This window comes from Sphingobacterium populi, from assembly GCF_001586775.1.
GTDB lineage: Bacteria > Bacteroidota > Bacteroidia > Sphingobacteriales > Sphingobacteriaceae > Sphingobacterium > Sphingobacterium populi.
Genome location: NZ_LQXS01000001.1, coordinates 950,593 through 975,659 on the forward strand (window position 1 = coordinate 950,593; position 25,067 = coordinate 975,659).

General features: G+C 44.1%; 14 protein-coding genes. 6 read left to right on the forward strand and 8 right to left on the reverse strand.

Annotation, left to right across the window (positions count from 1 at the left end; translation table 11 throughout):
* Window positions 1-6: 6 nt before the first annotated feature.
* The 6 genes from A0125_RS03800 to A0125_RS03825 form a co-directional block, all read right to left on the reverse strand.
* Window positions 7-1,755, reverse strand: coding sequence for a DUF885 family protein (locus A0125_RS03800; RefSeq protein ID WP_066752275.1), 1,749 nt, complete (start codon window positions 1,753-1,755; stop codon window positions 7-9).
* 23 nt (window positions 1,756-1,778) lie between these two features.
* Window positions 1,779-3,053 carry an NAD(P)/FAD-dependent oxidoreductase gene (locus A0125_RS03805; protein ID WP_231863105.1) on the reverse strand — a complete coding sequence of 425 codons (1,275 nt, stop codon included), beginning with the start codon at window positions 3,051-3,053 and terminating at the stop codon, window positions 1,779-1,781.
* Window positions 3,054-3,075: 22 nt separating this feature from the next.
* Window positions 3,076-4,074 (reverse strand): 4-hydroxyproline epimerase, encoded by a 999-nt coding sequence (locus A0125_RS03810; protein WP_066752278.1) that lies wholly within the window; start codon window positions 4,072-4,074, stop codon window positions 3,076-3,078.
* Between the two features lie 27 nt (window positions 4,075-4,101).
* On the reverse strand, window positions 4,102-5,586 hold the full coding sequence (locus A0125_RS03815) for an aldehyde dehydrogenase (NADP(+)) (protein ID WP_066752281.1): 1,485 nt from the start codon (window positions 5,584-5,586) through the stop codon (window positions 4,102-4,104).
* A gap of 9 nt (window positions 5,587-5,595) precedes the next feature.
* Window positions 5,596-6,510 carry a dihydrodipicolinate synthase family protein gene (locus A0125_RS03820; protein WP_066752283.1) on the reverse strand — a complete coding sequence of 305 codons (915 nt, stop codon included), beginning with the start codon at window positions 6,508-6,510 and terminating at the stop codon, window positions 5,596-5,598.
* A 118-nt stretch (window positions 6,511-6,628) separates the two neighbouring features.
* Complete coding sequence (locus A0125_RS03825; protein ID WP_066752286.1) at window positions 6,629-7,492, reverse strand: helix-turn-helix domain-containing protein; 864 nt, start codon at window positions 7,490-7,492, stop codon at window positions 6,629-6,631.
* A 200-nt stretch (window positions 7,493-7,692) separates the two neighbouring features.
* Here A0125_RS03825 and A0125_RS03830 point away from each other — a divergent pair, with 200 nt between their 5' ends.
* The 4 genes from A0125_RS03830 (at window position 7,693) to A0125_RS03845 (ending at window position 17,239) form a co-directional block, all read left to right on the forward strand.
* Window positions 7,693-10,416 carry a DUF5695 domain-containing protein gene (locus A0125_RS03830; protein ID WP_066752290.1) on the forward strand — a complete coding sequence of 908 codons (2,724 nt, stop codon included), beginning with the start codon at window positions 7,693-7,695 and terminating at the stop codon, window positions 10,414-10,416.
* 30 nt (window positions 10,417-10,446) lie between these two features.
* A complete protein-coding gene (locus tag A0125_RS03835) occupies window positions 10,447-11,838 on the forward strand; it encodes an aminopeptidase P family protein (protein ID WP_066752293.1) in 1,392 nt (463 codons plus the stop codon).
* Window positions 11,831-13,999, forward strand: a complete 2,169-nt coding sequence (locus tag A0125_RS03840) for a S9 family peptidase (RefSeq protein ID WP_066752298.1) — start codon at window positions 11,831-11,833, stop codon at window positions 13,997-13,999. The genes A0125_RS03835 and A0125_RS03840 overlap by 8 nt, the downstream gene beginning before the upstream one ends.
* 165 nt (window positions 14,000-14,164) lie before the next feature.
* On the forward strand, window positions 14,165-17,239 hold the full coding sequence (locus tag A0125_RS03845) for a beta-L-arabinofuranosidase domain-containing protein (protein WP_197464763.1): 3,075 nt from the start codon (window positions 14,165-14,167) through the stop codon (window positions 17,237-17,239).
* Between the two features lie 466 nt (window positions 17,240-17,705).
* On the opposite strand, the gene A0125_RS03850 is transcribed toward A0125_RS03845, so the two are convergent.
* Together A0125_RS03850 and A0125_RS03855 are read right to left on the reverse strand one after the other, a co-directional pair.
* Window positions 17,706-19,316: a RagB/SusD family nutrient uptake outer membrane protein gene (locus tag A0125_RS03850; RefSeq protein ID WP_066752303.1), complete on the reverse strand. Its 1,611-nt coding sequence runs from the start codon at window positions 19,314-19,316 to the stop codon at window positions 17,706-17,708.
* 65 nt (window positions 19,317-19,381) lie between these two features.
* On the reverse strand, window positions 19,382-22,327 hold the full coding sequence (locus tag A0125_RS03855; protein WP_066752305.1) for a SusC/RagA family TonB-linked outer membrane protein: 2,946 nt from the start codon (window positions 22,325-22,327) through the stop codon (window positions 19,382-19,384).
* Between the two features lie 345 nt (window positions 22,328-22,672).
* Between A0125_RS03855 and A0125_RS03860 the strand changes: the two genes are divergently transcribed.
* Both A0125_RS03860 and A0125_RS03865 read left to right on the forward strand, forming a co-directional pair.
* Window positions 22,673-24,340 (forward strand): ribulokinase, encoded by a 1,668-nt coding sequence (locus A0125_RS03860; protein WP_066752308.1) that lies wholly within the window; start codon window positions 22,673-22,675, stop codon window positions 24,338-24,340.
* 5 nt (window positions 24,341-24,345) lie between these two features.
* Window positions 24,346-25,047, forward strand: coding sequence for an L-ribulose-5-phosphate 4-epimerase (locus tag A0125_RS03865; RefSeq protein WP_066752310.1), 702 nt, complete (start codon window positions 24,346-24,348; stop codon window positions 25,045-25,047).
* The last annotated feature ends 20 nt before the right edge of the window (window positions 25,048-25,067 follow it).

Below are 25,067 nucleotides of genomic sequence, written 5' to 3' on the forward strand. Positions count from 1 at the left end.
TAGTCGTTAGTTAGCTGAATAGAATTTCCATACGGGTTTATAATCGAGCGGCACTTTTTGATCTTTCAATATCGCACGCAACATTTCCATTGGCAAGTAATTCTCTTTGATTACGCGATCGTGAAACTCTGCATACGACATCTTCCCGCTCCCAACGAGCTCGTCGCTAATACTCAGTAGTTGCAAGCCACCGATCATATACGCCAATTGATACAGCGGATCGTACGATCCTTCAAAAGAGCGCTTCACCTCGCCATGCGCATTCGCGGGCTCGTGTCCTACCTCGTTGACCAAATAATCGATGCATTGCTGCGGCGTCCATTCCCCTAAATGGAATTTGATACTAAAGGTGATGCGAGCACAGCGGTGCATGCGCCAAAAAAGCATACCGATGCGTTCTTCGGGCGTTTTGGCAAAGCCCATTCTGTAAAGTAGTAATTCCCAATACAAAGTCCAGCCTTCGGTCCAGAACGGTGTATTGAAATGTTGTGCGCGATACGGCTTGTAGCGGCGATTCATAAAATACTGCAAATGATGACCCGGTACCAGTTCGTGCTGTACTGTCCCTAATGAGAAGTACGGATTGTTACCACGCATACTCATCATTTTCTGATCGTAGGTCATGGTATTTGTGGGATATGAGATACTAATTTCCCTGCCACCTGTGAAAAATGGATTGACCAACTGCCGTTCTGGTGTCATCATGATCATTCCCCAGGTTTCATCCGCCAAAGGCGGAATATCCATCAATTGCTTTTCTTTGATGAAAGCTTGTGCTTTATCGTACAATTGGTTGATGAGTTCGGGTTGTTTTCCGACTGGGACGTAGGTATTTTTTACTTTTTCTTGTGCAGCTTGCCAGTCATCACCAAATCCCATTTCTCTGGATGCCTTCAACAATTCTGCTACGCACCACGCCCATTCCTTGTCGGCAATAGCCAACAATTCATCGGCTGTGTAAGCAATCATTTCATCTTGCAGTTTCTGATTGAGCATTTTCTTACCGATCGGCTGACCGCCAATGTTGCTTCCATCGTCAAATACTTTCCAGTCACTTTTGGATGCCAATGCTTCCGTGTACTGATCCAACTGTGTATTGACATCGGCAAACGTAGTCGGCATCCACCAAGTGAACTCGACATCGTAACCATTATAAAAATCAAAAGCGCTAGCCAATCTCTGCTTCACGCTTTCTATCATTTCTGTCAGGAATTGTACATCTGCCGATGGAATGGCTTTGCCATTCTTCACTTGTTCGCTTTGCAGTTGTATTTGCTTAACGGTCTTTTGCAGATCTGTCGCCAGCTTCTTGGCATCTACCTCATGTCCGCGACGTCTTTTCTGCTCGAAATCGTAGATCACAGCCGCAAATGGTAAATAAGATTCTAAGCGTTTGTAAGTTTCAAGATCAGCTTGTATATCTTCGCTATGGCGTGCTATTTTGCGCTTTAGCAATTGATAATCCACTTGTCCGCCGGTGGGCAGATTATTGTAATCTACTTCTTCCAGTTCTTTGAAATAAGAGCGATCCAATACGAGCAAGCGATTCATCTGCTCCGGCGATGGCGCTGAGCGCTGAAAACCCCAACCTTTGGGCATGGGTCCGTAAAAATAATTGATAGCTTGCTCATCGTGACCATATCGTATCACGTAAGGTTCTAGCGGCGTAGTATGTTCGTTCATATGTTGAGCTTGGGCAAGCGCGGTTGCTAAAGAGCAAAGACCGATGATTAGTTGTGAGCGAATAGTTATCATAATAAGGAAGGTATTTTTAGGTTTTATTGAAACCGCTCGGGTCGAAATCCTTGAATATTCGTCTGCGAAGTATTGCCATCTAATAGATCAGCAATGGTTTTTCCAAAAGCTGGCCCGAGGCTCAGTCCCATCATACCAGCGCCACCGGCAATTGATACATTTTGATAGCGCGATGAACGACCGAGATACGGCAAACCATCTGGCGAACAAGGGCGGTAACCGTACCAAACTTTCTCCGGATACGACACGTTGAGATCGGGAAAATAGTTTGGAATCGATTCGACAATGCCTTTAACACGATTACTGTAAATTCGATCATTAGCAGGACCTAATTCCATCGTGCCGCTAAAACGAATTTGTCCGTCCATTGGCGTCACCGCTACGCGAGCTTCGACGAGCAAAGCGGCGTGCTGCATCGCCCTATTTTCGGGCGGCTCTACCATGAAAGAATAACCTTTGCCGGGCATTAAAGGCGTTTTGATATTTAAGTTTCTCACTAGATGAGGCAAAGAAGCACCACCAGTGATCACCACTTCATCAGCATCAAACGTACCTTTCGAAGTTTTCACGGATTTCACCTTGTTTCCCGAAACTTGGAATCCTTCTACCGCCGTTTGGTAGTTGAAGGTTACTCCCGCTTCTTTCAGCCATACCGTTAAGCCGTGCATTAATTTCGATGGCGAAAGGATGCCGTCGCAATTATAAAGAATTCCTCCCACCGCGTCCAAACGTAAATTCGGCTCCAAGGCTTGAATACCAGCTTTATCGTATGGCACTGCATCCAATCCTAATGAACGTGCGCGCTCCGCTAGTTCTTGCTCTTCATGTTCTGCGGCTTTGGATTTGTATAGCATCATGATGCCGTTTTGCCGCAATTCAAAATCAAACCCAACCTCGCCTTTCAGTATATCGTAAAGCTGACTACTGTACAAGTTCAAATCGCGAATGGCTTCAGCGTGGGCATCCACATGCTTTTGGTTGGCATGACGCAGGAATTTCAATCCCCAATTAATCAACTCGGGATTGAGCGATGGTCGTACATAAAACGGACTTTTGCTATCGAGCATCCAGCGAAGACCTTGCGCGACAATTCCGGGCGCGGCCAATGGCGTAAAGTGGCTCGGCACAATCATACCGGCATTACCGATGGAGCAATTATTTTGTCCATCTTCCTTTTCTAGCACTTGCACTTCCCATCCTGCTTTTTGCAGGTAATAGGCACTGCATAAGCCCGCAATTCCGGCACCTACAACAAGCACTTTTCCTTTATTTTTATTTTCTGTAGTAGTTATAGACACGTTTTTTTGGAATTAAATGTAGTTACATGACTTGAAACCCTTCAAAGTAAGGATCCTCGTCGTCGATAATAATTTGGCTGTAGCCCGTAATGCGCGCCCAACCTTCTATAGAGGGAATAATGGCGGCTCGGTCTACGATGCTCGTTTCTTGCTCGATCCGTCCAATAAATTGAGAACCGATATAGCTTTCATGTACGAAGACATCACCTGCTTCTAGCTTGCCTTTGGCGTACCATTGCGCTAAGCGCGCAGACGTACCCGTGCCACAAGGCGAACGATCCAAGGCGTTCTCTCCTACTAGCACCGCATTTCTTCCGTGCGAGTTTTCTTTCAATGGTTTTCCTGTCCATTGAATATGAGTCAACCCATGAATGAGAGGATCTTCTGGATGCACAAAATTGTATTTTTCGCGCAGCAGAGTGCGGATGATCTTGCCATAATGAATGAGTTGGCTGGCTGAGAAATCACTGATATCTCTAAAGTTCTTTTGCGGATCGATGATGGCGTAAAAATTACCACCATAAGCCACGTCGGCCACGATTTCGCCCAAGTCCGGACAATCCACCGTCAATCCTTCTGCATACAGAAAAGATTTTACATTGGTCAATTTGACCGTCTTTACTTTAGGACCTTCTTGGGTGTAATCGATATGAATTAAGCCAGCTGGCGTTTCCAGGCGCAATTTACCCGGAGTTTTGGGCTGAATAAGCCCTTCTTCAATAGCAATGGTCACCGTACCAATTGTACCGTGACCACACATAGGCAAACAGCCACTTGTCTCAATATATAAGACACTCACATCGTTGGCAGGATCGGAAGGCGGATACAATAAGCTTCCGCTCATCATATCGTGCCCGCGCGGCTCAAACATGAGTCCTTTACGAATCCAATCGTATTCCGCCATAAACTGCAATCGTTTTTCCATGATCGTATGACCAGACAGAAACGGTACACCACCAGTTACGAGACGCACAGGACAACCGCAGGTATGCGAGTCAATGCAAAAAAAAGTCTTTTTCATTCACATATAAACAATGTAGACAACATCTTATAAAGCGGCAGCGTTAGGTACACCGTCCACCACACGTGTTAATTGCAAAGGATTGCTAGATTTCAATTCGGCTGGCAAACTATTTTCTGGCCAATTTTGAAAAGCGATTGGACGCACAAATCTTTTAACGGCATCAGGACCGACCGAGGTAAATCTCGGATCGCTGGTCGCTGGAAATGGACCGCCGTGTTGCATTGCATACACGACTTCTACGCCAGTTGGCATTCCATTGAACAGCAAACGCCCTACCTTATCCTGCAATATGCTTACTAAAGCTGCATTGGCTTCCAAATCTTGTTCCGTTGCGGCAACGGTCGCCGTAAGTTGGCCTTCCAAGCTTTTGGCGATAGCCAATAGTTGCTCAGTTGATTCTGCTTCTACGAGTAAGGCAAATGGTCCGAAAACTTCCTCCGACAATTGCGTATCACTTAAAAAGGCTTTTCCAGAAGTCCAAGCCACGGTCGGTTGTCCTTGCGAATCTTCGGCATCGGTTGCTGATTGCGCCAATACAGTTACATCTTGGTGTGCGATGGCAGCGTCTTTTTTCTCCGCATAATTTTTGGCAATACCGTTATGGAGCATGGCTGTTGGCTTTGCTGCTGCAATAGCTTCTTGCACGGCTTCCTTGAAGCGGTCGAATGCTGCACCAGTTAGTGCAACGACGATTCCCGGATTGGTACAGAATTGTCCGGTACCTAACGTCAAAGAACCTACATATTGCTGTGCTAACTCCGCTGCATTTGTTTCTAATAGTTGCGGTAGCGCAAAAACTGGATTAACACTGCCCATCTCGGCAAATACAGGAATAGGTACTTCGCGACCAGCGGCTACAGCTACCAATGCTTTTCCACCTTGCTGCGAACCCGTAAAACCAACAGCTTGAATGCCTGGATGCGCCGTAAGGTAAGTACCCAAAAGCGTTTTTGTTCCGGCAACGTACTCGCCAGCAACATGTCCAAAGACACCGTCTGGCCAGCCAAAGTTCTTCACGGCTTCAGAAATCGTATCTGCCATTAATTGCGAAGTTTTCGGATGTCCGGGATGTGCTTTTACCAGCACAGGACATCCTGCGCCGATCGCGCTTGCGGTATCACCACCAGCGGTAGAAAAGGCAAAAGGAAAATTGCTCGCTCCAAAAACCAGCACAGGACCAAGTCCTATGCTGTATTTGCGGATATCATTTTTACCTTTTTCGGCATCTGCACGATCAATGCGAGCATCCAGATAAGTTCCCTTGGCTACGGCATCGCCATAGCTACGCCATTGCCCTACCGTACGTGCTTTTTCGCCTTGCAAACGCGGCATCGGCAAGGCCGATTCTTCATGTGCCAGATTCAATAATTGCTCGTCCAGTGCTTCGATCGCATCGGCAACAGCATGCATCAAAGCTGCTCGCTCTTGTACCGTTGTTCCTTTTAAAAACTGAAACGCTTCGACAGCCTTCTGCACATACCCATCTAATATCTCTTTCGTTTGATCCATTTTTGTTAGTTATGCATTCACTGCGTCCAACACGGGGCGCTTTGCAATGCTATCTTGAATAATTTTTTGTACGCGATCCGCTTCTTCACCCACTAATGGTAATCGTGGTGCACGCGTATGTGGCGTACTGATTCCTTCTGCGGTAGCGGCCAATTTGATGTATTGAATTAGTTTCGGATGAATATCTAGTTCTAATAACGGCATAAACCAACGGTATATTTCAACTGCTTTCTCGATTTCGCCCTGTTGTGCATAATTGTACATGGCCATCGTTTCGTTTGGAAAGGCATCTACTAGTCCAGCAACCAATCCATCTGCGCCTAAGAAAAGTGTTTCTAAAGAAATGGTATCGACGCCTCCCAATATGCTGAAGCGATCGCCAAAGCGATTTTTCATACGAGTAACATTGGCTAGATCGCGAGTCGATTCTTTTACAGCCTGAATGGTTGGATATTCTGCCAATTCGGCAAACATTTCTAAATTAACAAAAGTGCTATAGTCTACCGGATTATTGTAAATCAAAATTGGCAGTTCGGTCGCTTGGGCTACAGCTTTAAAGTATTCAACCACTTCGCGATCATCTGCTTTATAACGCATCGGTGGTAATAGCATCAAGCCATCGGCTCCCAATTCGTATGCTTTTTTCGCAAAATTAATGGCATTACGCGTAGTGTTCTCCGCGATATTGAGGATAACCGGAATTTGATCGCCTACAATCTTTTTAGCGTATTTTAATAGTTCAAATTTCTCTTCTACGTCCAATGCCGCAGCATCGCCCAATGTGCCTGCTACGATAATACCATGCACACCCGCTTTTATCTGAGCATCGGTGTTTTTGGCAAACATATCGTAATCAATATCACCGTTCTCGGTAAAAGGTGTCAACACCGCGGGATAGATTCCCTTCCAATTTAAATCGGCCATAGTCAGTCTATACTAAGTTTTAATGTATCTAATTTATTAAAATCAAAGCTACCAACTTATCCGTCGGGCGACTAACCACCTTTTAATCATTCCTTACTTGATATTAACCATCGGCCGTTTATTGGTGCAAAATATTCTGGTAACTTAGGAGGTATTCTTTTGGAGAAAGACCTATTATACTTCGAAATACCCGATTAAAATTCGTAATGCTGTTAAAACCGCAATCGTATGCAATACCTGCGATAGAATCGTAGCGAGATGACCCTAATAAGCGACAAGCTTCCCTAACTCTGATCTCATTGAGATAGGAAACAAAAGTTTTCCCAGTGCTACGTTTAAAAAAACGACAGAATGCCTGTGGCGTAAGATTAGCTTTGTCCGATACTTCATCCAGACTGATATTCTCCCTAAAATTGTGCTCTATATAACGGCATAGCGTATGTATACGGATGGATCCTGCTTCTTCAGATTCTCCGATGGAGATGCCAGACAATGGTTTCAGCTCTGAAGAAACTGCATTGAGCGCTCTTAGTAAATAACAGAAATTGATCAACTGATCCATGTGATCGGATTTCTTCAAAATATCAAATCGGCGGCGCACTCTGGAAAGCTGTTCTTTGGGTACTTGAAACCCGCGTTTGTTTTTACTGATAAAATCCAGCAAAATACTCAACTCGGGAAGATGTAGCATATTAGCCAATGCGCCTTTATCACTAAAAAACACAGAAACTGATCGCACGCGCTCGCCCAACGGACGACTTTTAAATACATGTGCTTGATTTGATCCTAGCAAGAAGATATCTCCTTCGTGAAAATCATGCAAATTATCGTCCACCAGTAGCTGTCCGTCCCCTTCTACTATCCATATTAATTGGTACTCCTCATGGCGGTGCATGTAGGGATAGAATTTGTCCAAAACGTCTTCTTGAATAAACACAGTCCTATCCTTAGGTACTGGAACGCTATATTGAATCGGTTTCATAGTAGAAGATTTGTGTTAGTTATTAACACTAAGATAAACTTAAAAAGTATTCCTTCACAATAATTTTCCCAAAAAATAATAAAAAATTTACACAGCAAAAAAGTGATTAAATTTCGAATAGTATGCGGTAAAATCCGGTATACAACCTGTGCAACCAGCGATTATATTTGTTAGCTCAAATGACCAACACTCCCATAATTATGCTTACAAAGATATATTCCACCACCTTATTGGTATTACTGCAAACTGCCGTATTTACACTACAAGCACAGCAGCACGAACATCCCGTTTGGAAAGCCGTGCGTGAGCAACCTGCCACGCTACATGTGGATGGCGGCGAGCAAAAATTCGCACTACCCAAATTGAAAGGTGCGATTTTACAATCTTCGCAAACCATTGCTTCGCTACAGCAAACCAATGGCGATGCCGCATTTGATTACACACCGGTAGAATTATTACATAAAAGAGATCGTAACCTGTTTTATCACCTAGGAGATATCAATCTTCGGATCAAAAAATCAACTGATACGGAGTGGACAAGCTATTCTACCGCGGCAGATCGTCATGATATTAACGCATTGCCAGCGGGCCAAGATATACTAGCCGCGGCAGATCTAACACCTACATTACCAAATATCCCTGTGCATGTTAGCAGAACTTGGAAACGCAAAGGCGATGATCTGATCTTGCAGTTTGACATACATAATCCGACCAATCAGGAAATCGAAATCGGATCCTTGGGCATACCTTTGCCTTTTAACAATAATCTGGAAGGCAAAAATCTCGATCAAGCGCACGCGCACAACGTATTTATGGATCCTTACATCGGTATGGATGCAGGATATATGCAAGTCAACCATTTACATGGCAAAGGCGTTAGCTTATTGGTATTGCCAGAAGAAAACGCACCATTCGAAGCCTACAATCCACTCAATACCGACCCAACGCCACGTAGTATTACATTCGAAGGTTTCCATGAATGGATGATCCACAGTAAAGCACATGCCGAGACCGACTGGAAGGGTGTGGAACAATGGAACGAACCGACTTCTAAAATTTTGAAACCTAATGAAAAGGCCACGTTTGCGTTACGCTTTGCACTATCACCGAGCATTCGCGAGATCGAGCAAACGCTCGTACAATACGATCGTCCATTGGCCATTGGTGCACCCGGATTTGTCGTACCATTGAATAACCCAGCAAAGCTATTTGTGCAATATGAAGCGAATATCAAAGACATTTCGGTATATCCCCATAATGCGCTGACGATCACGAAAAACAAAAATACCAATGGCAAATGGTCTGGTTACCAAGTAAAAGGCAACCGCTGGGGTCGCGCACGTGTGACGATAACCTATGCAGACGGAAAACAACAAACCATACATTATAAGGTCATCAAATCGGAGCGTGATGTGGTCAATGATTTAGGAAATTTCCTCACGACCAAGCAATGGTACGAAAACCCAAATGATCCTTTCCATCGCTCACCTTCCATCATTACCTATGATAATGAAGTGAAAAGACAAGTAACGGAAGAGCAACGCGCTTGGTACGCCGGCTTGAGCGACGAAGCAGGTGCCGGAAGTTGGTTAGCAGCCATGATGAAACAAGTGGTTCAACCAAATGCCGACGAAATCGCCAAACTGAAACGCTTTATGAACGAAACCTTATACGGCAATATTCAGCATAAAACAGGCAAGGATCAGTACGGTGTGGTCAAAAGCTTATTTTACTACGAGCCAGATTCTATGCCAGCTGGTACATATAGCGATAGTATTAATTATACGTTGTGGTCGGCTTGGCCAAAGAAAGAAGCCGACAATATCGGCCGCTCGTACAATTATCCGCATGTGGCGGCTGCACATTGGGTATTCTACCGATTGGCACGCCATTATCCGCACTTAGTTTCGGAAGAAAGCTGGGATACGTACTTAGATCGTGCGTATGAAACTTCGGTTGCGATGGTAGAAAAAGCACCGCACTATGCGCAATACGGACAAATGGAAGGCAGTATTTTTTTGATTATCCTACAAGATTTACAACGCGAAGGAAAAACACGAGAAGCAGCGAAGTTGGAATCCTTGATGCGCGAACGCGCTGAGCATTGGCGCACCTTGAATTATCCGTTTGGCAGCGAAATGCCGTGGGATTCTACCGGACAAGAAGAAGTATATATGTGGTCTGATTATTTCGGTTTTGACGATAAGGCGACCGTAACATTGAATGCAATCTTGGCGTATATGCCGACCGTTCCACATTGGGGCTACAATGGTAGTGCGCGCCGTTATTGGGATTTCGTATACGGTGGCAAATTGTCGCGCATCGAGCGTCAATTGCATCATTATGGATCGGCCTTAAATGCTATTCCGGTCTTAGATGCGTATCGCAATGCACCAGAAGATTATCATTTGCTTCGCATCGGACATGCCGGAATGATTGGCGCATTAGCAAATGTCACGGAAGAAGGATTTGCTCCCGGAGCATTCCACTCCTATCCTTCTACTTTAGCCAATGATGGTATCACAGGTGATTATGGTTCTGGATTTTATGGCTATGCTGCGTATGCTGGCACATACATCGTACAACATCCGGAATTTGGCTGGTTGGCTTTTAGTGGCAACTTAACTGAAAACAAAAAAGGAATTCAGGTCGAAATCACCACAGCTGGCCGTAATCGTATTTTTGTAGCATCCGAACAACTGATGATTCATGCAGAATCTGGTGAAATTGCGAAGCTTGATTACCAACCTAAAAATGGTGACATTACGCTAACGTTGGTTGGATCAGGCGATAACAATCCTGCCGCACACTTGCGTCTGGAACAAGATTCGTACGAAGTGGTCGGAATCCAAAAGAACGAACAAGGCAAATACAGCATTCCGGCTGGAACGAAACAGGTAAAATTGAAGCGAGTAAGTCGGTAAATTTTAGCTAAATCAATACATTTGTACACTATGTTTACGACTTCCACATATCAAAACCGACGTCAGGCACTCCAGAACAAACTATCTGGAGGCATCCTGCTCTTTCCGGGTAATATTGAAAATCCGATAAATTTTGAACACAACACCTATCCTTTTCGTCAGGACAGCACCTTTCTATATTATTTTGGGTTGGCCGTTCCCGCGGTTGTAGGATTAATTGATCTGGATGAAAACAAAGAAATCATCTTCGGTCGCGAAGCGACCATCGACGATCTAGTATGGACTGGCCCGCAGGAATCGTTGAGCGATCGTGCGGCACGCGTTGGCGTGACAGAAACCGCTCCTATCAGCAGTTTATCTGAATATATTGGGCGGGCGATTGCGCAAAATCGTACAATTCATTTTTTGCCGCCTTACCAATCCGCCAATAAATTATTGATAAGCGAATTATTAAATCAGACGCCCAGCCAATTGCAACCTTCGGTGTCGTTGATTCGTGCGGTAGCACAGCAACGATCGATCAAAGAAGCGCAGGAAATAGCTGAAATAGAACGCGCCGTCGCAGTTTCTACCGAGATGCACTTATTGACCATGCAATTGGCCAAATCGGGCATGAAAGAAAGTGAATTGGTGAACGCCATTCAAGCTTTCGCTGGCAATCAAGATTGTACTTTGGCTTATCCGCCCATCATCACGGTGCATGGGCAGATATTGCACAATCAAGTGCGTAGTAACGCTTTAAAAAATGGCGATATGGTATTGGTCGATGCAGGTGCAGAAACCGCTATGGGTTATGCCGGAGATTTAACGCGCACCTTTCCCGTAGCTGCTGCATTTGATAGTCGGCAGCGAGCGCTGTATCAAATCGTGCTCGATGCCCTCGAAGGTGCGAGAGCGCAACTGCGACCAGGTGTTTCTTTTAAATCAGTTCATTTGCATGCAGCAAAGATATTGGTGGAAGGACTAAAAACCGTTGGATTGATGAAAGGTGATGCCGAAGAAGCAGTGCAAAATCATGCGCATACGCTATTCTTTCAATGCGGATTGGGCCATTTAATGGGCTTGGATGTGCACGATATGGAAGATCTTGGCGAGCAATATGTGGGCTACACGCAAGACGATCCAAAAGATACGAAAACCTTTGGTTTGAAATCGTTGCGATTGGGCAAACCGCTGGAAGCTGGTTTTGTGCTGACGGTAGAACCGGGCATTTACATTATACCAGATTTGATCGACCTATGCAAAACCGAAAATCGTCATAGCGATTTTATTAATTATACCGAATTAGAAAAATTCAGAAATTTCGGCGGTATTCGCCTCGAAGACAACTTCTTAATTACATCTGATGGTCATCAACTTCTCGGGCCAGATTTAATCAAAACCATTGATGATGTAGAATCTTACCGCGCACGCTATGTATAAACTTCTTCACTTATTTCTGGCATTTATAGCCCTCTTTGTATTTAAATTTACGCACTTAAGCGCGCAAGAACAGTGGTCGGCCGATGGCAATGCATATTACGAATTCTCTGATGAGGGCATCAAACTGGTGCATTTATTAGACGCTAAAAAGTCATCGACTTTTCTCGCTGCCGAACAGTTGATTCCCGCTGGTCAGCAAGCCCCACTGAATGTACAATCTTTTGTGGTATCTCCCAATGGTCAAGATTTATTGCTCTTTGCCAATACCAAAAAAGTGTGGCGTGATAATACGCGCGGTGAATATTGGATCTTCAACCGCTCCAGCAACAAGCTAACGCAGTTAGGTGCTGGATTGCCAGCTGCATCGTTGATGTTTGCGAAGTTTTCGCCAAAAGGCGATCAGGTTGCTTACGTTTCGCGGAACAATATCTATGTGGAAAATCTTGCCAACAACCAATACGTGCAAATTACGCAAGATGGTTCGGATCGCATGATCAACGGTACATTTGATTGGGCGTATGAAGAGGAATTTGGCACGCAAGATGGATTTCGGTGGTCGCCCGACGGACAGCGCATCGCATATTGGAAACTCGATGCGAAAGAAACCCGTCATTTTCTGATGATCAACAATACGGATAGTTTGTATGCTTTTACAATTCCGGTAGAATACCCGAAAGTAGGATTAAATCCATCGGCGAGCAGCATTTGGATCTACGATCTGAAAGCTAAAAATCAAGTCAAAGTACAAGTTGACGGTGATCCGGCTCAGCATTACATTCCGCGTATGGAATGGTTGACGGACGGATCGGGCGTGATATTGCAACGCTTAAACAGAAAGCAAAACGAAAGCGCCATCATCACCGCTAATGCGACGAATGGTACGTCGAAAACCATTCACAATGAAACGGATGCAGCTTGGATTGATATCAAATCTCGTTGGAATGGTGGTGATCCAAGCGGTTGGGATTGGTTAGAAAATGGCAAATCCTTTATCTGGGTATCTGAAAAAGGGGGATTTCGCCAGATTTATAGTATAGATCTCGATGGAAACGAAAAGCTAATTACCCAAGATGAATTTGATGTGATTCAGATCGATCATATCGATCACGAGCGCATCTTCTTTTCGGCTTCGCCGGATAATGCGACGCAAAAATACTTGTACGAAATCGCGATCCGCGGTGGCAAAGCGCAACGCGTGACCCCGAAATCTAACAGCGGAACAAACACCTACCGAATCTCGCCTAACGGCAAATTGGCTTTCTATACGAGCAGCAGCAGCAAACATATGTATTCGGAAGCGTTGGTAGCACTGCCTTCGCACAAACAGATTCAAGCGCCAAAACGCAGCTACGATGTACCAGCAAATGCAAATACCGCTACTTTCTTTCAAGTAACGACGATCGATGGCGTGGAATTGGACGGCTGGATGGTGAGACCAAACGATTTTGATCCGAAGAAAAAATATCCGGTGGTATTTTATGTATACGGTGAGCCAGCTTCACAAACGGTGCTTGACAATATCTCTGCCGGACGTAATCGTTTGTACGATGGTGATATGGCCGAAGATGGTTATGTCTACATTTCATTAGAAAACCGTGGTGCTCCGGCACCGAAAGGTCGCGAATGGCGTAAATCCATCTATCGCAACATCGGTTATTTGAATATTCGCGATCAGGCAATGGGCGCAAAAGAGGTTTTGAAATGGGATTTCATTGATCCGACGCGTGTGGCGGTTTGGGGATGGAGCGGCGGTGGCGCTACGACTCTGCACTTGTTAGGTCAATATCCAGACATTTACCAAACGGGAATTTCCATTGCGCCGGTCACCAATCAATTGCTATATGATAATATCTATCAAGAGCGCTACATGGGATTGCCACAAGAAAATGAATCGGATTTTATTCGTGGTTCGGCCATCACGTATGCGAAAGATGTACGCGGAAATTTGCTACTCATTCATGGTACGGGCGATGATAATGTGCATTATCAGAATGCGGAGGTTTATATCAACGAATTGGTGAAACATGGCATTCCATTTCAAATGATGTCGTATCCCAACCGCAGCCACTCCATCAATGAGGGAGAAGGCACTTCCGCACACTTAGCAAAAATATACACGAAATTCTTACAAACTAATTGCCCGGCAGGCGGACGGGATTAAGGGCTACCAACTCTTAATCCTATCTTCTAATTCGGTTCGGCAATTTGTAAATCATTCGGCGCAGCCATCGCAAAAGGCGAATGGTTAATATCCGACACGGAAACGATAAAATAAGGGAGAAATTTCATCACTAAACTTTCTAATTTACCACAAATTAAAGAGTATATGATGAAAACGCTAAAACGACTCCCCCATTTACTTGGATACATCATGATGGGTTTGCTATTGCAAACGCATCATGTTGTAGGCCAAAGTGGCGATCAGATTCTGGATGGCATCGGCGAAACAAGTACGATTGCGCGCTATCTTTTCCGAGGTGATTTAAGAGATTGGTCTAGAAATAACTTACACGCCCGTTATGCAGGCGACAAGGGCCCACAATTCAAAGACCAAAAAGGCGGCAAAGTATTATCTTTACCAGGCACTGGGAAAAACTACCTTCAATTGCCCAAGGAAGCCCTTAACGATCTCGAGTCCTTAAGTATTTCCACATGGGTTTTTATTCCGGCACAGGCCGAATCTTACCTTTTCGATTTCTCTTTCGATGCGAAAAACCGAATTACTGGGCGCATTAAAGGATCGGGCGATAATTCCGCTTTTGAGCTTACGGTACACAGTGCAGCAGGAAGTCAAAACGCAGCGATAAAAGCATTACCTACCAACGAGTGGATACATATCGCTGGCATTGTAGATCTTCCTTCCAAAACCTTATCCGTTTATCTAAATGGTGCGAAAACAGGTGAAACGAAACCCGTGAATCTGGATTTCAGCACCTTATCACAAAGTAGTCAATCGGCCAATAGAACATTAACAGTTGGTCAAGCCAATAATGCTACAGGCACTCCTATGGCTGGCTTATTAAAAGATTTCCGAATTTATAGAGTTGCTCTGACTCCGAAACAGCTACAAACAATTTATACAAACGCCAAAAACGGCGGTCAGAGCGCAAGTAGCACAGTAAATCAAGGCGCAAAAACGGAAGACGATTTACAGTCTTTCCCGATGACGCAAGCACAATTGTACAATGCGTATTTGGAAAAGGTAGCTGACGTAGCAGTAAAAACTACCGTGGGAGATGCGCCACGTTTACCGAGTTTCTTAGAAGGTACGTATCGCCATGGCATGCAAGGACCAAAAGTGCGCGTAATCTGGCCTTCTCCGACAGATAACTCCGCGGTGCAAACCGCTGGAAACTACACCATTGTTGGTCGCGTACCAGGAACGGATTTGCAACCGAAAGCTTTTGTAACTGTAAAAGGTGGAAAAAAATCTGCTGCACCGCGCCAAAGTTTATCTGCATTTGCGCTGAATGAAGTCACATTGAACAATGACTCGCCAACTGAAAAAAATCCATTTGTAGCCAACCGCGACAAGTTCGTCCTGACGTTAGCAAAAACGAATCCCGACGATTTCCTATATATGTTTCGCAATGCATTTGGCGTCGCACAACCAGCCGGAGCAAAACCATTGGGCGTGTGGGATAGTCAAGATACCAAGTTGCGTGGTCACGCGACTGGCCATTACCTAACAGCGATTGCACAAGCGTATGCCAGCACGGGATATGATCCTGCTCTTAAAGCGAACTTTAAACAGAAAATCGACCAAATGGTGGAAACGTTGTATACGCTGTCGCAATTGTCTGGAAAACCACAAAAAGAAGGCGGTGCTTCAGTAGCAGATCCGCGTGCTGTGCCAACTGGTCCGGGCAAAAACGAGTTTAATTCGGATCTAAGTACAGAAGGCATTCGTACCGATTATTGGAATTGGGGCGAAGGATATATTAGCGCTTATCCACCAGATCAATTCATCATGCTGGAGCAAGGTGCAAAATACGGTGGCCAGCTTAATCAGGTTTGGGCGCCCTATTACACGTTGCATAAGATCTTAGCCGGTTTGCTAGATATTTACACGCAAACAGGCAATAAAAAAGCTTTGGAAGTGGCAACAGGCATGGCAGATTGGGTAGAATCACGTTTAAGTGCACTCCCACCAGAAACCTTGCGCGCCATCTGGAATACCTACATCGCTGGTGAATTTGGTGGTATGAACGAAACCATGGCGCATTTGTATCAATTAACTGGTGAAAGTAAATATTGGAAAACAGCACAGCTGTTTGATAACGTCGATATGTTCTTCGGCAATGCTGCACGCACGCATGGATTGGCAAAAAATGTCGATACGTTTCGCGGATTGCATGCCAATCAGCACATTCCGCAGATCGTAGGAAGCATCGAGATGTATGGCGTATCGGATGAGTTAGATTACTTCAAAATTGCCGATAACTTCTGGTACAAAGCGGTGAATGATTATATGTATAGCATTGGTGGTGTAGCCGGCGCGCGCAACCCAGTAAATGCCGAATGTTTTATCGGTGAGCCATCTACTTTATACCAAAATGGATTCTCCGCAGGCGGACAGAATGAAACTTGTGCAACGTACAATATGTTGAAACTGACCAGCAGCTTGTTTATGTTTGAGCAACGACCGGAGTTAATGGATTACTACGAACGCGGGTTGTACAATCATATTTTAGCTTCAGTGGCAGAAGATAGTCCGGCCAACACCTACCACGTGCCAATCAGACCGGCTTCTGTGAAGCAATTCGGTAATCCGCACATGAATGGATTTACCTGTTGTAATGGTACGGCTATCGAAAGCAGCACAAAGTTGCAACATGCTATTTACTTCAAAAGCAATGATAATAAAAACCTGTACGTCAACCTTTTCATACCTTCTACCTTAACTTGGACGGAACGTGATGTTCGCATTGAGCAAACCACTGACTTTCCAAAAACAGATCAAACAAAATTAACGGTACATGGCAAAGGTAAGTTTGCCATCAACCTACGTGTACCAGCTTGGGCAACCAAAGGTGTGCAAGTCAAAATAAACGGAAAATTGGAGAATGTGAAAGCGGAAGCTGGATCGTATGTGAAGTTAGCTCGTAACTGGAAAGACGGTGATATGATCGAATGGCAGTTGCCTTTCCAGTTCCGTTTGGAGCCGGTAATGGATCAGCAGAATATTGCTAGTTTGTTTTACGGACCAATTTTATTGGCTGCGCAAGAGCCGGAGGCACGTAAAGATTGGCGCCCTGTAACATTGAATGCGCAGGATATAAGCCAGTCCATACAAGGCGATCCTGGTCAATTGCATTTCACGATTGATGGTGTAGATTTCAAACCTTTCTACGAAAGCTATGGTCGCCATTCTGTCTATTTGGATGTGACTTTAAAATAGTAAACTACCCAAATTAGCTAATACGTGAAAACGGCCTTCATACTTCGGTATGAAGGCCGTTTTTTGTTATTGGAAATCACTCCGTATATAAATATCACATCGTGTTTCGATTTACAATTGATTATGAGCTATTACTTAGAAAATAAATCGGCCGATAGACATCTCGTTTCGTACTCGTAGTCGTGGGCAATAATAATCATTAATGCATACGTATTGCTGTTATGCAACTTCGAGAGGTTTTTCTACGAAGCAACCCGAATCGATCATTGTAATGCTGCATGAAGTATACTATAATTACTGAAATATGATCCATATAGCCGCCATTTGTAAATGGCCAGGACGGCAACTTTGGAAATCTTTGCCTTATGTAGATATACAAAAAATTGTAATACATAAAAATGAGCTTATAAAAAAAAGAGAAAGCCTAAGCTTTCTCTTCAATATAAACGTAACACACAACGTTATATTAGTATCCGAGGTTTTGTTTCAAATTTGGATTTTTGGTGATCTCCGCATTTGGTATCGGAAACAGCGTTCGGCTTTGAGCGTTAGCATGCGGACGATGATTAAACCATGATTTGGTTTGAAAAACACCAAAACGAATAATGTCTTGTCTTCTTCTAGCTTCTGCTGTGAATTCCCATCCAAGCTCATCCAAAAAGCGTCCGTATTGAATATCCGCTCCGCCATTCGTAGCGTTTACCGTTCCATCTACTGCCTGCAATCCATAATTGTAATTGCTACCTTGCAAAAGTTGTGCTCCGGTCACCGTAGCCTTTTGCGGGTTGTCTTTAAATGCGCGCGCACGTACCTGGCTTACCAACACGGCAGCTTCATCCGCTCTACCTGTCCTTAAGAGTGCTTCTGCTTTCATCATCAACACGTCTGCATAGCGAAACATCGGAAAATCGTTATCCAAATTGCTCGTAGCACCTTGTTTAACTTTATATTTACCAATACGATAGCCTGCATTTGATGGTGCAATCACGCCATCGCCACCTATTCCTGGTACACTATTTACATAGTTGATAACAACTGCTCCTGTACTAGCATTCAATTGCGGTCCTTGAATCCACGAATCGTATAATCGGCTATCGTCTACGTCATAACTATCGATAAACTGTGGCACAGCACAATTACCTCCCCATGGCCCTGCTGCCATACCATATACTAAACGGCTGAGTGGATCTAAAGTCTTCATGTGAATCTGGTTTCCTTGCCCGTATACTTCGTCATAAGGTACGGAGAAAATAATCTCAGGAGATGATTGATTGGTATGTGAAAATACTGCACTGTAGATATCATCCAAACGGTATTCATTACTTTGAATAATGGCATCGGTTTCCGTAATTACTTTTTCCCACTGAGCAGTTCCAGTGTAAACTTGAGCATTCAAATAAATCTTTGCCAATAACGTTTTTGCCGCCCAAACGTTGACTCTACCATACATACTACGTACTTCAGTAGATAGATCTGGTATCGCATCGGTTAGCTCTTTGACCACAAAATCATACAATTCCTGACGCGTCTTGGGCGTCGGAAGACTGGCGTCACGATAGTCCGTTACAATAGGCACGTTGCCATGATTATCTAACAACAAATAGTAAGCTAATGCACGAGTAGCTCTCAACTCAGCAAGAGCATTCTTTCCTACCGCTTCTGGCAACGGCAATGTACCATCTTCAATCTGCATCATGACCATGTTCACTTTCGTGATCGTTGCATAAGCTTGATTCCATGTATTGTAAGGTTGCCATTGCTCGGTGTTCCATGTATGTTGATGCATTCTACGATACGTTCCGGCATCGTCCCAACCGTTGGGTCGTACTGGTGTGATGATATGATCAGCACTTTCTTCTTGCAGGTCAAAATAACCTTGCCAGCCAAACATTAGGGAACGAAATGAAGCATACGTAGGTGCTAAAATGAAAGGTAGGTCGCGCTCGGTCGGATTGACCGTGTTTCCTAAAACTTCCGAATATACCTGTTCATGCAGGTCTGTACAGGATGGTGCTAATGTCATTGAGCTTAGCACCAATCCCCATAGAGCAATAGATGAACTTTTAAACTTTTGCATAATGGTTATATTTTATAGCGTTTCCGCTTATTTTATAATTAAATCAGCTTTGTGTATCGTGTTATCTAAAAGCGCACATTTAGTCCTGCTGTGTAGGTACGCGTTGTTGGATAGCGATCGCGGTGTTCGATACCTGGCGCGAACTGGAATTCTCCTTCATAGCTGGTTGCCTCTGGATCCAGACCTTTATATCCGGTGATTGTAATCAGGTTTAATCCCGACACATAAATACGAAGCGATTTGATTCCTTTGATCAACTGCTTGTTGAATGTGTAACCAATCGTCACATTATCCAACTTCAGAAAATCACCATTTTCGATATAATGAGATACGTACACCAAGTCATTGTTCAATGTACGTCCGTACACTGGGTCATACGCTGTACGTAGTGCATTGTAGGCTGGGTTTACAGGATTTTCATAATACATTCGTGACATATTTAGAATCTGATGACCGAATGATCCTCGCCAGTTCAATGTCATATCTAAGTTGCCATATTGAAAGGAGTTGTTCCATCCTAAATTGAAATCCGGAATACCGTTTCCATAGTACTGGCGATCCTCGATAGTCGCATCCTGAATAGGAATGACATCACCTTCTTGACTTTCTACTAACCATTTTCCGTCTTCGTCTACTCCTACCGTTTTGTATACATAGAAGTCACCAATGCTTCTTCCTACTTGTACACGGTGAGTAAATGTCTGAATCGGTTCGCCTGTGTACCCCGCATCAAAGAATTCTTGCGTTACGCCGAATCGATCGTTGGATAGATTCCGTAATTTATTTTTATTTGTCGAAAAGACTACAGTGGTTCTCCATTTAAACCGTTCTTTGTTGACTGCGTCGACGTTTACTAGGGCTTCGAAACCACTATTACTCATCTCGCCCGCATTCAAGAACATAGAAGAGGTAAGGTACGGCGGCACAGGCACTTGGAACATGTACAACAAGTCTTTGACTTGACGAGAATAATATTCTAATGAACCGTAAACACGATTATTAAATAAACTATAATCTACCCCAAGATTTAGCTCGTTCTTTCTTTCCCAACGCAAATCGGGGTTGAAGTTACGTGCTGGCACAAACCCTGGTACCCAAGCACCATTGATGTAAGCGCCTTGGCTTAATGTGTAATTGTAGCTGATCTGCGAATTATATGGTGAAGCAGCAATGGTACCGGTTACACCGTATCCAGCACGCCATTTCAATTGGTTGATACTACTTTGATTGGCCATAAAGTCCTCTTTGGCCATATCCCAACCAACTTGCAATGCCGGGAAATTTCCCCATTTATTGTTTTCACCAAAAGTACTGGATCCTTCACGACGGATACTCGCCATTAACAAGTACTTCTCTTTGTAGCTGTAGTTTGCACGGGCAAAATAACCGATCAAAGTAGATTCTTGTTTGTAACTTCCCATCGTAGCCAATCCATTTTGTAGAGCACGGCCAGCTTCTAGCTTATTATAGCCGTATTCGTCAGTCGGAAAATTAAAGTTATAAGCATTGAAATTCTCGAACATATTACGCTGCCAACTGTAACCAGCCAAACCGACGATACGATGATCGCCAATCTGCTTATTATAGTTTGCGGTGATCTCCATTAGGTTTTCTACACCTGCGCGCGTCCATCGAGACGCTGTACCGTTTAAGTTGTTTTTGGTCGTATTCACATGATCAAACGAGGTCGAAGTTCCTGTCAAATCGTTATCTTGAACACGAGAAAATAGAGCTTTAAAACTTAGATCCGTTGTTGGACGATAATCCAATGAACCATTCAACCGTGTTTCACGAAACAAACGATCGTTCACTGTTTCATGAATCATGCCTAGCGGATTATCATACATGTAAGCATTACTTTCTTGCCATTTTCCTTGGTCATTGAAGATGCGATCCGTTGGATTGCGAATCATCGCCTGACGCCACATATATTCCGAACTTCCACCCTGCTTGGCACTGATTGTGTTGCTAATAACTTGAATCCGACTGCGAAGTTTACCATCAAACATATCATGATTAAGGTCGGTACGTATGTTCAACCGTTCTTGGCCGCTCTTTAACAATACGCCATCCCAATCTCTGTAGTTTACAGATCCAGTAAAATTGGTTCTGGAGTTACCTCCAAACAAAGTTAGATTATGGTTGTGGCTGAATGGATTTTGAGTTACTTCGTCGATCCAATTCGTACTGTGGCCTAGATCCTCATAACTTTTACCTTCCGCGATCAAACGACGGTAATCGTCTGCCGTTAGCAGATCTGGAACGCGGAAAAGTGTTTGTAAGCTCGCATAGTTGTTATATTCGATACTAGTACGGCCATCTGTAGAACGATTTTGCTTCGTAGTAATGAAAATAACACCACCCGTGGCTCGCGTACCATAAATCGCTGCCGCAGATCCATCTTTCATAACATCGACTGATTCGATATCTTCTGGAGCCACCGAATTAAATTCGCCCGGTACACCATCTATAATCACTAACGGATTTACCGCACCTTGAATTGAATTCAGACCACGCAAATTGATTTGCGTTCTGCCATTTGGGTTACCGCTTGGCGTAGTAATCCGCAAACCAGCCACTTTACCTTGAATCAGTTGTCCAGCATCAATAACAGCGCCTTGATTAAAGCTTTCAGACTTCACGCTGGCTACCGATCCGGTAGTCTCTCCGCGACGCTGTGTACCATAACCAACAACGACTACTTGCTCCAATTCTTCGGACGAAGTTTGTAGTCGTATTGTCAGTGTAGTCTGATCTGTCAATGTTTGTGTAAACTCAACGTGTCCTACGGAGTTCACAGTCATCCGAGCTCCAGTCGTATAACGCAGTTCAAATTGACCTGATCGATTACTAGAAATTTTTTCGGATGAATTGCTTAATGAGATGGTGGCGCCTTGCACTGGATTCCCAGCTTCGTCAACGACCTGCCCCGTGAGCGATCTTTGCTCTTGGCCGTACACCAATCCTATATTAAGCAATAGTAAAAAAAGTACATAATGGAATTTATTCATAATTCTCGTATTTTGAAGGTTATTGCTATCGGGCAAGTTAGCAGGTATATTCAGGATGGTTCACGCTGATATTACCCTATACTATTCGGATTTTAACGTGTAGATACATTCTTGCGTGTAGCACTATTAGTTTCATATAAAAAGCAATATCATAACGCTTCGGGAGAAATAAATTCTCACTACAATGATAATTTCTCTTGAATAATACAGCTTTCAGCAAGTGCCGAATATATTGTGGGGCTGACAAGTACATCGCTATCAGACAAATAGTTCATTATTATAAAAAATAATTTAATTTTAATTGTCAGTTTGACAATATTTTATAATATTTGGACAAATCGAATTATGATGCTTACAAAATATGTTATTGGAGTCGACTTTGGTACCGACTCTGTTCGCGCCGTACTAGCCAGCACCGCCGATGGAAAAGAAATAGCTACCTCCGTATTTGAATATCCTCGCTGGAAAGAAGGCTTGTATTGTGATGCCAAGAAAAGTCAATTCAGACAACATCCTTTAGATTATATAGAGGGATTAGAATCAGTGATCCACGATTGTGTACAACAAAGTGGTCCTGATATCGCTCGCGATGTGGTGGGCATCTCCATAGATACCACCGGCTCCACGCCTGTAGCAGTCGACAAATCTGGAACACCATTAGCTTTGCTACCGGAGTTTGCCGAAAATCCAAATGCCATGTTTGTACTTTGGAAAGATCACACCGCCATTCAAGAAGCTGCCGCAATCAATCTACATGCGAAACAATTTGATGTGGATTACTTGCAGTATGTTGGCGGGATATATTCTTCCGAATGGTTCTGGTCCAAGCTACTCCATATCTTCCGTCAGGATGATCAAGTGCGCCATGCTACTCAATCATGGGTAGAACATTGTGATTGGATTCCGTTCTTATTATGCGGAGGAAATCAAGTTATCGATATCAAACGCGGCGTATGCTCGGCGGGTCATAAATCATTATGGGCAGCGGAATTTGGCGGATTTCCACCAAATGAATTTTTCTCCACGCTCGATCCCTTATTAGATGGCTTTACACAAAAGTTGCCGGCCGAAACATATACTGCCAGCGAAGCCGCAGGAAAACTCAGCGCAGAATGGGCTTCAAAATTAGGATTATCTACGGATGTATTTGTCGGAATAGGAGCCTTTGATTGCCATATGGGCGCAGTTGGTGGCCAAATCGAACCGTATTATCTGAGCAAAATTATCGGTACATCCACCTGCGACATCCTCGTCGCGCCCAAGCAAGAAATGGCCAACAAATTAGTAAAAGGTATCTGCGGACAAGTCGATGGTTCGGTAATACCGGGTATGATTGGTTTAGAAGCCGGTCAATCTGCATTTGGTGACGCTTACGCGTGGTTCAAAAAGCTATTGGTATGGCCTTTAAAACATATTGGCGGAGATAGTGGGCTACTCACTAACGAACAAATCGACCAACTGGAAAACCAGATTTTGACTGTACTTAGTCAAAAAGCTGCGACAATTATTCCTACAATAGAAGATGAATTAGCGTTAGATTGGCTGAATGGCCGAAGAACCCCAGATGCCAACCAAGCTTTACAAGGTGCATTTACGCATTTAGACCTAGCTTCTGATGCACCACACATTTTCAGAGCATTGGTAGAAGCGACTGCCTTTGGTGCAAAACGAATCGTAGACCGATTTGTAGATCAAGGCATTCCAGTCAAAGGCATAATCGCTCTAGGTGGTATTCCGCGCAAATCTCCATTTGTCATGCAAATGATGGCCGACGTTATTGGAATGCCGATTCGAGTACACCAATCCGAACAAACCTGTGCTATAGGTGCCGCCATGTTTGCCGCAACTGTCGCCGGCATATTTCCACGTGTCGAAGATGCCATGCAGCAAATGGGACAAGGATTTGACAAAGAATATGCGCCAGATCCTTCGCGCGCCGAAATATACGCCAATCGCTATGCGCAATACATCGCCTTAGGTGATTTCACGGAGCAACGCCTTAGCAAAAATTAATATTTATGAGTACAAAATACAACCGTATAAAAGAAGAAGCCTACGCCGCCAATATGCGATTGCCGGAATTGGGGCTAGTATTATTCACCTTCGGGAATGCCAGCGTAGCGGATCATGATCAAGGTGTTTTTGCGATAAAACCTAGCGGTGTCGATTATCCACAATTGCGACCTGATGATATGGTGATTGTGGATTTCGAGGGGAATACCATTGCTGGAGATTTACGACCCTCATCCGACACCAAAACGCATGCTGTACTTTATAAGCACTGGCCAAAGATTGGAGGCATCGTACATACGCATTCACAATATGCTACCTCTTGGGCACAAAGTCAACGTGATATTCCGCTGTACGGAACAACGCACGCCGACCACCTCACGACCGACATTCCTTGTGCGCCTCCGATGGAAGATGCCATGATTGCCGGTAATTATGAATACGAAACAGGATTTCAAATACTTAATCACTTCGAGCGATCAGGACTAAACTACGAAGAGGTCGAAATGATTTTAGTGGCCAATCACGCACCTTTCACCTGGGGCAAAACTGGTGATAAAGCGGTATACAACAGCGCAGTACTCGAGTACGTGGCGAAGATGGCACTATTCACCGAACAAATACAGCCTAACGCTCCACGCATGAAAGATGCATTGATCAAGAAACACTTTGAACGTAAGCACGGTCCCGATTCTTACTATGGACAATAAGTCAGCAATTTAGACAATAA

Bases quoted from the DNA above. Each gene is read 5' to 3' on its own strand.
- A0125_RS03840 (WP_066752298.1), top strand. From the start codon at position 11,831: ATGTATAAACTTCTTCACTTATTTCTGGCATTTATAGCCCTCTTTGTA.
- A0125_RS03850 (WP_066752303.1), bottom strand. From the start codon at position 19,316: ATGCAAAAGTTTAAAAGTTCATCTATTGCTCTATGGGGATTGGTGCTA.
- A0125_RS03855 (WP_066752305.1), bottom strand. From the start codon at position 22,327: ATGAATAAATTCCATTATGTACTTTTTTTACTATTGCTTAATATAGGA.
- A0125_RS03830 (WP_066752290.1), top strand. From the start codon at position 7,693: ATGCTTACAAAGATATATTCCACCACCTTATTGGTATTACTGCAAACT.
- A0125_RS03860 (WP_066752308.1), top strand. From the start codon at position 22,673: ATGATGCTTACAAAATATGTTATTGGAGTCGACTTTGGTACCGACTCT.
- A0125_RS03845 (WP_197464763.1), top strand. From the start codon at position 14,165: ATGATGAAAACGCTAAAACGACTCCCCCATTTACTTGGATACATCATG.
- A0125_RS03800 (WP_066752275.1), bottom strand. From the start codon at position 1,755: ATGATAACTATTCGCTCACAACTAATCATCGGTCTTTGCTCTTTAGCA.
- A0125_RS03820 (WP_066752283.1), bottom strand. From the start codon at position 6,510: ATGGCCGATTTAAATTGGAAGGGAATCTATCCCGCGGTGTTGACACCT.
- A0125_RS03835 (WP_066752293.1), top strand. From the start codon at position 10,447: ATGTTTACGACTTCCACATATCAAAACCGACGTCAGGCACTCCAGAAC.
- A0125_RS03865 (WP_066752310.1), top strand. From the start codon at position 24,346: ATGAGTACAAAATACAACCGTATAAAAGAAGAAGCCTACGCCGCCAAT.
- A0125_RS03815 (WP_066752281.1), bottom strand. From the start codon at position 5,586: ATGGATCAAACGAAAGAGATATTAGATGGGTATGTGCAGAAGGCTGTC.
- A0125_RS03810 (WP_066752278.1), bottom strand. From the start codon at position 4,074: ATGAAAAAGACTTTTTTTTGCATTGACTCGCATACCTGCGGTTGTCCT.
- A0125_RS03825 (WP_066752286.1), bottom strand. From the start codon at position 7,492: ATGAAACCGATTCAATATAGCGTTCCAGTACCTAAGGATAGGACTGTG.